The sequence below is a fragment of the Aminobacter sp. 01T433 genome (assembly GCF_056398585.1).
This window is the reverse complement of record NZ_JBFTPR010000042.1, coordinates 1-9,136: the sequence shown is the minus strand read 5'-3', so window position 1 is coordinate 9,136 and position 9,136 is coordinate 1. Positions and strand designations below refer to the sequence as shown.

8 protein-coding genes are annotated in these 9,136 nt (G+C 61.2%); 7 read left to right on the top strand and 1 reads right to left on the bottom strand.

What is annotated here, in order from left to right:
• On the bottom strand, positions 1-473 hold a 473-nt coding region (locus AC1DLV_RS29950), incomplete at its 3' end, for a DUF1326 domain-containing protein (protein WP_476803594.1).
• A gap of 674 nt (positions 474-1,147) precedes the next feature.
• Here AC1DLV_RS29950 and AC1DLV_RS29945 point away from each other — a divergent pair.
• From AC1DLV_RS29945 to AC1DLV_RS29915, 7 genes are all read left to right on the top strand, one after another.
• Positions 1,148-2,443 carry a septal ring lytic transglycosylase RlpA family protein gene (locus AC1DLV_RS29945; RefSeq protein ID WP_476803593.1) on the top strand — a complete coding sequence of 432 codons (1,296 nt, stop codon included), beginning with the start codon at positions 1,148-1,150 and terminating at the stop codon, positions 2,441-2,443.
• Between the two features lie 117 nt (positions 2,444-2,560).
• Positions 2,561-3,727 carry a D-alanyl-D-alanine carboxypeptidase family protein gene (locus AC1DLV_RS29940; protein WP_476803592.1) on the top strand — a complete coding sequence of 389 codons (1,167 nt, stop codon included), beginning with the start codon at positions 2,561-2,563 and terminating at the stop codon, positions 3,725-3,727.
• A 109-nt stretch (positions 3,728-3,836) separates the two neighbouring features.
• Complete coding sequence (gene tmk, locus AC1DLV_RS29935) at positions 3,837-4,508, top strand: dTMP kinase (RefSeq protein WP_476803591.1); 672 nt, start codon at positions 3,837-3,839, stop codon at positions 4,506-4,508.
• A complete protein-coding gene (locus tag AC1DLV_RS29930) occupies positions 4,505-5,560 on the top strand; it encodes a DNA polymerase III subunit delta' (RefSeq protein WP_476803595.1) in 1,056 nt (351 codons plus the stop codon). Before tmk ends, AC1DLV_RS29930 begins: the two co-directional genes overlap by 4 nt.
• 86 nt (positions 5,561-5,646) lie before the next feature.
• Positions 5,647-7,191, top strand: a complete 1,545-nt coding sequence (gene metG / locus AC1DLV_RS29925; RefSeq protein WP_476803590.1) for a methionine--tRNA ligase — start codon at positions 5,647-5,649, stop codon at positions 7,189-7,191.
• 11 nt (positions 7,192-7,202) lie between these two features.
• Positions 7,203-7,985 carry a TatD family hydrolase gene (locus AC1DLV_RS29920; protein ID WP_476803589.1) on the top strand — a complete coding sequence of 261 codons (783 nt, stop codon included), beginning with the start codon at positions 7,203-7,205 and terminating at the stop codon, positions 7,983-7,985.
• A gap of 3 nt (positions 7,986-7,988) precedes the next feature.
• Positions 7,989-8,804 carry an MBL fold metallo-hydrolase gene (locus tag AC1DLV_RS29915; protein WP_476803588.1) on the top strand — a complete coding sequence of 272 codons (816 nt, stop codon included), beginning with the start codon at positions 7,989-7,991 and terminating at the stop codon, positions 8,802-8,804.
• Positions 8,805-9,136 lie beyond the last annotated feature (332 nt).

Here is a 9,136-nt window from a genome sequence, read left to right as displayed (position 1 = left end):
CCGGGCGGTGTGGTTGGACCGGAAAGCGCTTCTGCGCGCCCGACGACACGGCCGGGAATTTCGACCCGCCAGGTGGCGAGGTCGCCCGCTACCTCAAAACTGATCGGCACGAACTCGATACCACGCATCTCGCCGATATTGGCCGCAAACCCAGCCGGCCAGCCGCCGGCCTGGCCACCGAAGATCGCCTGCAGGGCTCCACGCTGCCGCTCATTCGCCTTCTCGTCGATGTACATGCCCATCACGGCTTTCGCCTCGCCAGCCCAGAGATTGCCTTCGAATTCACCGAGTGCAACGAGCGTCAGGCCGTCTAGCTTCACGCCGCCATACTGACCCTCGCGCACATGCCAGGCGAGAACGCCTTGGCAGTGATTACCCGTTGGTCGCTGTGCGAACTCGCAAGGGCAAGGGATGTCGCAGCTGCAGATGTCGAACCAATCGCCTGCGAGCCGCCATTGAGGCACTGCATTCATGGCTGGTCCTCCCAGAAATTCAGGACCAGAACTATACGTCGATGCCGGGTCGCAATCCAGCAATTCGTGCTTCGTTCGCTGATCGACTGGCCGCCCAGCCACAAGTCCGCTTGTGCCCAGTAACTGCTTTCAACAGAGCGAAACCTTCGATCGTCAGGTCCGGTTCGCGCCGGCGGCAAGCCCCGCCATGGGGCAGATCAGGATCGTCTGGTTGTACGTCAGCAATCTTGGTTGCCACGCAGAAAGCTGCCAATCCATACACGCCCCCCGTATTGCTGTAGGAAATGACATATCTTTTATTCCCGCACCGCTTTGGTACATGGACACAATCTCTTCCCATCGCCTTTGGACTTCTCCGACCTGAGCCGTCGACCCTCGTAAGGTATTTAATTATCCACCATGTTTTCTGAGTTGGTAGTTTTTTCCGTGTCACCCCGCCACATCAAAACAAGCCCGCCAATTTCAGCGCCGCCCATTTGCAAGACGTATCGGGTCGTGCCCATCGCCGTATTTGCGCCATATTCTCGCCCGTTTCGAACCACAGTCGATTAATAGGCTAGCAAGCATTTCCTGCGCACAAGGGGACTGGGGATAACGTGCGCGGACTGTTTTTTCATCTATGCGCGACAGCGTTGCGATGGCGTTTGAGTAGACTGGCAGGGGACTTCACGATCATGCAGCATTCGACGCGGACGCGTTTTGGTCGCGCATCGACGGTCAGCATTCTTGCTGCAACCGCAGTTTTCATTGCAGGTTGCGCTTCGCAACCAACCTCTGTCGCCAGCAAGAAGCGTTCGAAGGAATATTTCGCCGAATCCGAATATGGCGTGAAGGCGAGCCCGCGCGTCACCACCAAGATGTCCGGCCTGCAGCGCGGCGGTGGCCGCGACCAGACCGGCAAGCCCTACAAGGTTCGGGGCAAGTGGTATTATCCGAAGGAAGACAAGAATTACGCCACGGTAGGTGCCGCCTCCTGGTATGGCGACGCGTTCCATGGCCGTCTGACCGCCAATGGCGAAATCTACGACATGACCCATCTGACGGCGGCCCATCCGACTATGCCGCTGCCCAGCTATGCCAGGGTGACCAACACCAAGAATGGCAGCTCGGTGATCGTGCGCATCAATGATCGCGGACCGTATTCGGACGACCGCGTCATCGATCTGTCCAAGCGCGCCGCTGAAATGCTCGACTATGCCCATAGCGGCACCGCCAATGTGAAGGTCGAATATGTCGGGCGCGCACCGCTCGACGGCCAGGACGACCAGTATCTGCTTGCGTCCTACCGTCCGGGCAAGGGCATGGGCGATCCGACCAATGACGGCTTGCCGACCGGCGTGATGATTGCCATGAACGGTCCAACGCCAAGCGTCGGGGTGGGGCAGGCGGCTGCCTTCCCGGGCACGATGACGAATTCCGCACCAGCAGTGGCGATGCAGGCTGCCGCTCCGGCCAACACGCTTGCAGCCCAGGCGGTCCAGTTCGAGCAGCCTGTGATGGCAGCGCAAGGGCAGGGCAGGGTCGATGTCGCCTTGCCCGATTTTGGCCCCATCGCGCCTGCGCGTCCCGTGGAAATGATGCAGGTTCCTCAGTCGCGTGTGGCTCTCGCCACCATGGGCTACGCCAGCGAACGCGAAAGCGAAGCTGCAAGGGCCTTCGGGGTGCTGGAAGGCAAGGGGATGGCGGCGAACGACATCACCGATTCCTGGAAGCGCCTCAATCCTGGGCCACGCGCCGAGCAGGAGCTAGACGCTTATGTCGCCGCCGGTACTTTCGAGGACGGCGAAGAAGCCAAGCGTGTCGCCAAAGCGCTGTCGGCCTATGGCCGCACTTTGGTCGAGCAGTCCGATTTCGAAGGCAAGACCTGGTATTCGGTCGACCTCTATCCAGACGGCAAGATTTCGCTCGATGCCATGCTCAAGGCCGCATGGACGCACGGCGCGCCCGACGCTTTCGCCGTGCACGACTGAGCTCGCCGGCTCGGCGAGCTGTGGCTATCGTGCCCGCATGGTTGATCTGCCCAGACAAGGCCTGATAGTCTTTCAGGCCTCGACCGGAATACGGGGCCGAACGGGGCAGCATCTCCTATGATTTTCAGACTATCCGCGCCGCTCATGTTGTTGACCGGCCTTTTTGCAGCGCTGGCCTTTACCGGCCAGGCACAGGCGCAGCTGTTCGAAACCAAAGCGCCACAGGCCTACATGATCGATGCCGAAACCGGCACCGTGCTGTTTTCCAAGGATCCCGACAAGCTCATCGCACCGGCGTCGCTTGCCAAGCTGATGACGATGGAGGTGGTGTTCAACGCCATCAAGTCGGGCCGCTACAAGCTCGACGATACCTTTGCGGTCAGCGAAAACGCCTGGCGCACCGGCGGTGCGGCATCGCGCGCCTCGACCATGTTTGCCGCGGTGAGGTCGCAGATACGGATCGAGGACCTGATCCAGGGCGTGACCGTGCAGCTCGCCAATGATGGCTGCATCATACTTGCCGAGGGCATGGCCGGATCGGAGGCTAATTTTGCGCTGCAGATGACCGAACGCGCGCGCGAGATCGGGCTCAAAAAATCGGTGTTCGTCAATTCGACGGGATTGCCCGCGCCGGGCCAGATGACCACCGTGCGCGAACTTGCCGAACTTGGCCTGCACATCTGGACCACCTATCCCGATTTCTACAGGTACTACGGCCTGCCCGAGTTCACCTGGAACAAGATCCTGCAGCGTAACCGCAACCCGCTGATTGCCATGGATATCGGCGCTGATGGCATGGCTGCCGGCTTCACCGAGAGCGAGGGCTTTGCCATTGTCGGTTCGATCAACCGCGAGGGCAGGCGGCTGTTTGCCGCCATGGGCGGCATGGCCAGCGACCGCGAACGCTCGGAGGAAGCCCGCAAGCTGCTCGACTGGGGCATGCGCGCTTTCGAGAAGACCGAGATTTTTGCCGCAAACGAAACGGTCGGCGAGGCCCAGGTGTTCGGTGGGGTGAAATCGCATGTAGCGCTGGTGGCCCAAAAGCCGATCTCCATCTTCTTGCCCATCACCAACCGAGAGCGGCTGGTTGCCCGCATCGTCTATGACGGCCCGGTGGCAGCACCGGTGGCCGCAGGAACGCCGATAGGGTCGCTCAAGGTTTGGATCGGCGATACGCTGAGCCAGGAGACGCCGTTATATGCAGCCGAAGCCGTCGGTGTCGGCTCGCTGCAAAGCCGCGCCTTTGACGCGGTCAAGGAGCTTGCCATCGGCTGGCTGCGATAGTTCGGGTGGACCTTTGCTGCTCTCGACGGTAGAGCTTCAGCACTTACATATGTCGTGAGGCCGTTCGTTCGGCAGAACTTGCAATACGGCGGACAGAAAGGCATTTGGATTGGCGCGCGGCTTCTTCATCACATTCGAAGGCGGCGAGGGCGCAGGCAAGTCGACGCAGATCGAGCGCCTGGCCACCAAGCTGCGCGACAAGCGCTACGACATCGTCGTCACGCGTGAACCCGGCGGTTCGCCCGGTGCTGAGGCGGTGCGGCATGTGCTGTTGTCTGGTGCTGCCGAGCCATTCGGGCCGGAGATGGAAGCGCTGCTGTTTGCCGCGGCACGTTCGGACCATGTCGAGCAGGTGATCCGGCCGGCGGTCGAGCGCGGCGCCATCGTGCTCTGCGACCGCTTCCTCGATTCCTCGCGTGTTTACCAGGGCGTGACCGGAAATCTTGACCCCGACTTCATGGCGGCGGTCGAACGTGTCGCGATCAACGGCATGATGCCCGACATGACGTTGATCCTCGATCTGGACCCAACAGAGGGCTTGCGGCGCGCAACCGCGCGGCGCGGCCAGGATGTCGCCGACCGCTTCGAAAAGGAAACGGTTGACATTCACCAGCGCCGTCGCGACGCCTATCTGGCGATTGCTGAAAGCGAGCCGGAACGCTGCGTGCTCATAGACGCCTCGTTGAACCAGGATGAGGTCGAGCACGCCATCACCGATGCGGTGTTCGCAGCCCTTGAGGCGCGTGCCGTAGCGGGCAGCCGGGCGAGGGTGGACGCCTGATGTTCGAGCGCATCGCCCCCGAACAGCACGACACTTTGGACGGCATCCCAGAGCCGGCTGAGAACCCGCGGCTGTACGGCCACGAGCAGGCGATCTCGATGCTGACGGCCGCCTATCGTTCGGGCAAGATGCCACACGCGCTGATCCTGGCCGGCCCGGTCGGCATCGGCAAGGCAACGCTCGCCTTTCATCTCGCCCATCATCTGCTGAGCCATCCCGATCATCGCACGGCGCCTGAAACGCTGACGCATCCAGACCCGCGCTCGGCGCTGTTCAGGCAAGTTGCCACTGGTGCGCATCCCTCGGTGCTGCATCTGACGCGGCCGCAAAACGACAAGACCAAGGGTTTCAAGTCGGTCGTCACGGTTGACGAGATCCGCAAGGTGTCGCGCTTCTTGTCGATGACTTCGCATGATGGCGCTTACCGCGTTGTCATTGTCGATCCAGCCGACGACATGAACACCAACGCTGCCAACGCGCTGCTCAAGAACCTCGAGGAGCCGCCGGCACATACTCTGTTCATCCTGATCGTGCATGCGCCCGGAAGCCTGTTGCCGACCATTCGTTCGCGTTGCCAGACCATTCGGCTGACGCCGCTCGAAGACGATGCCCTCTTGGCAGCACTTGCGGGCGCCGATCAGCCAGCACCCGATGAGCCGGAAGCGCGCGCCGCCCTGGTGCGGCGGGCAGCGGGCAGCGCACGCGTGGCGATCCTGCTCACCCAATATGGCGGGCTGGAGATCGCCGAGGCGCTCGACAAGATCGTCCAGTCAGGCCGCAACGACATCGCGGCCGCGTACAGACTCGCCGATGCGGTGGCGGGCAGGGACAACGCCATCCAGTTCGACGTCTTCAATCGCCGCGCACTCGACCTGCTTTCCGACACAGCGACCGAAGCCGGCTACAACTCGGACCTTTCGCGCGCCAAGGTGCTGTCCGATGCTTGGCACGACGCGCAAAACGCGATATCCGAGACCGAGACCTACAATCTCGACAAGAAACAACACGTCTTGGCCATGATCGACCGCTTGAATACCGCATTGCGAATGTGACGCTCGTCCGAGCCGGATGGCAATCGCCATGCCGATGCGTTATCTGACCGCGACCCTTTCAATCCGATATTCATGACGGCTCATCCATGTCCCGCGAAAAATTCTACATCACGACTGCGATCTCTTATCCGAACGGCAAGCCGCATATCGGCCACGCCTACGAGCTGATCGCCACCGACGCGCTAGCGCGCTTCCAGCGCCATGACGGCAAGGACGTGTTCTTCCTTACCGGCACCGACGAGCACGGCATCAAGATGCTGCAGACGGCCAACCGGGAAGGCATTTCCGCGCGTGAACTTGCCGACCGTAATTCGAATGAATTCAAGAAGATGGCAACGCTTCTGAATGCATCGAATGATGACTTCATCCGCACGACTGAAGAGCGCCACTACGCTGCTTCCCAGGCGATCTGGAAGGCATTGGCCGACAAGGGCGACATCTACAAGAGCAGCTATGCCGGCTGGTATTCGGTGCGCGACGAAGCCTATTACGGCGAAGACGAGACCGAAGTCCGCCCCGACAAAGTGCGCTATGGCCCGCAAGGCACGCCAGTCGAATGGGTTGAGGAGGAGAGCTATTTCTTCCGCCTCTCGGCTTACCAGGACAAGCTGCTTGCGCTTTATGAAAACCAACCCGACTTCATCGGTCCCAATGAGCGCCGCAACGAGGTGGCGAGTTTCGTCCGCTCCGGCCTGAAGGACCTGTCGATCTCGCGCACGACCTTCGACTGGGGCGTGCCGGTGCCTGGCGACGAAAAGCACGTCATGTATGTCTGGGTCGACGCACTGACCAACTACATCACCGCCGCCGGCTATCCCGACGCCAATGCCGAGAAGTGGGGCTACTGGCCCGCCAATGTGCACATCATCGGCAAGGACATCGTCCGCTTCCATGCGGTCTACTGGCCAGCGTTCCTGATGTCTGCCGGCATCGAATTGCCCAAGCGGGTGTTCGGCCACGGCTTCTTGTTCAACCGCGGCGAGAAGATGTCGAAGTCGCTCGGCAACGTCGTCGATCCGTTCACCATGGTCGAGCATTACGGCCTCGACCAGGTTCGCTATTTCCTGCTGCGCGAAGTGCCGTTCGGCCAGGATGGCAGCTATAGCCACGAAGCGATCGTCAACCGTACCAATGCCGACCTCGCCAACGATCTCGGCAATCTGGCGCAACGCTCGCTGTCGATGATCGCCAAGAACTGCAACGGTGTCGTGCCGCAGCGCGGCGAACTCGCTGATGCCGACAAGGCGATACTCGACCAGGCGACAGCAGCGCTGGTGACGGCGCGCAAGGCGATGGCAGAGCAGGGCATCCATCACGCCCTTGCCGCGATCTTCGCCGTCGTTGCCGAGGCCAATCGCTATTTCGCGGCACAAGAGCCGTGGGCGCTGAAGAAGACCGATCCGGCGCGCATGGAAACCGTGCTGTGGACCACGGCCGAAGTGATCCGCCGCGTCGGCATCATGTGCCAGCCGTTCATTCCTGCTTCTGCGTCGAAGCTGCTTGATCTGCTTGCCGTGACCGACAGGGACTTTGTCCATGTCGACGCCACGCATGCGCTGGTCTCAGGCGCGCCTTTGCCGGCGCCGCAACCGGTGTTCCCGCGCTATGTCGAGCAGGCGACGGAAAGCTGAGGCCATCGAAAATGCTGGTCGACAGTCATTGCCATCTCGATTTTCCCGACTTCGCCGAGGAGCGCGCGGATATCATCGCGCGCGCCAAGGCGGCCGGAGTCGAGCGTATGGTCACCATCTCGACGCGCGTGAGGCGCTTTGAGCAAGTGCTTGCGATTGCTGAAGAATATGACGAAGTCTATTGCTCTGTAGGCACTCATCCCCACAATGCCGCCGAAGAGCTCGACGTGACCACCGCCGATCTCGTCAAGCTCGCAGCGCACCCGAAAGTCGTTGCGATCGGCGAGGCGGGGCTCGACTATTTCTATGACAAGGCGCCACGCGACGCTCAAGCGCAAGGGTTGCGGAACCATATCGCTGCCGCCCGCGAGACCGGATTGCCGCTGGTGATCCATGCCCGCAATGCCGATGAAGACATGGCTGATATCCTCGGGCAAGAAACGGGGAAGGGCGCCTTCCCCTTCATCCTGCACTGCTTTTCCTCCGGTGCCGAGCTTGCCCGCATTGGCGTCGAGCTTGGCGGCTATGTGTCATTCTCCGGTATCGTGACATTCAAGAATTCGGCCGAGCTGCGCGAGATCGCCAAGGACGTGCCGCGCGAGCGGCTGCTGGTCGAAACGGATGCGCCTTACCTTGCGCCGCCACCGCATCGCGGCACGCGCAACGAACCAGCCTTCGTGGCCCAGACAGCTGCCGTCCTGGCCGAGACGATCGGTGTCAGCACAGCTGAAATCGCCGAAATCACCACGGCCAATTTCTTCCGGCTGTTCACCAAGATGCCGAAGCCGGCCTGAGCGATGCCGGATACGCTGCGCCTCACCATTCTGGGCTGCGGCTCGTCGCCGGGCACGCCACGCATCACCGGCGACTGGGGTGCGTGCGACCCTACAAACCCAAAAAACCGGCGCACGCGCGCAGCGGCGATGATCGAGCGTGTTTCTGCCTCCGGCACGACGCGTGTCATCATCGACACGGGACCCGATTTCCGCACCCAGATGCTGGCGGCAAGCGTCAGTCACATCGACGCCGTGGTCTACACGCATCCGCATGCCGACCATATCCATGGCATCGACGATCTCCGCGGCTACGTGCTCGAGCGTGGCAGCCTGATCGACATCCATGCCGACGCGTTCACGCTCGGACGCCTGAAGATGGCTTTCGGCTATTGCATCGAAACACCGCCTGGAAGCTCATATCCGCCGATTGTGCGGCCACACATCATCGAGCACGATCAGGCGTTTGACATAATGGGAGAGGGGGGTCCCCTCACCTTTGTGCCGCTGCCGCAGATCCATGGCGACATCATTTCGCTCGGCTTTCGCGTCGGGCCGATCGCCTATTGTTCCGATGTCAGCGACTTCCCGGAGGCCACGGCAGCACTGATGACCGGCCTTGGGCTGCTGGTCGTCGACGCGCTGCAACACAAGCCACATGTCAGCCATCTGTCGCTGTCGGAAGCGCTGGAGTGGATCGAGAGGCTCAAGCCGAGCAAGGCCGTCCTGACGCATATGCACGTGCCGCTAGACTACGCTGCCGTCATGGACGCCATGCCGGCGCATGTCGAACCAGCCTATGACGGCATGATCGTGGAAATACCTTATCCGTCAGCGTGATAGGCGGACTGTTTAATGCGCTCAGGCGCCTACGGTGTCGATCCAAATAGATATCGGGCGCATCCTGTGGCCCATTGTTTGCAGCTTGCGTGAAGGCTAGGAGCACACGAAACGCGGCCAAACAGCGCTTCGGCGCACAATGTTCGTTCGTCGTTCCATAATCTATCTTATGCGATTTACTGATGTAGCCGCAAAGTTGGAATGTCCTGTTTCTGCAAAGTTAGAATGTCACTCTGCCCGCGTTTTGGCGACGCGGGAGATTGCCGATGGGACTGATTGCGATGAGCGAGCGCGATCTGCAGCGGATCGAGGTTTTGTCGAAGGTCGTTGCC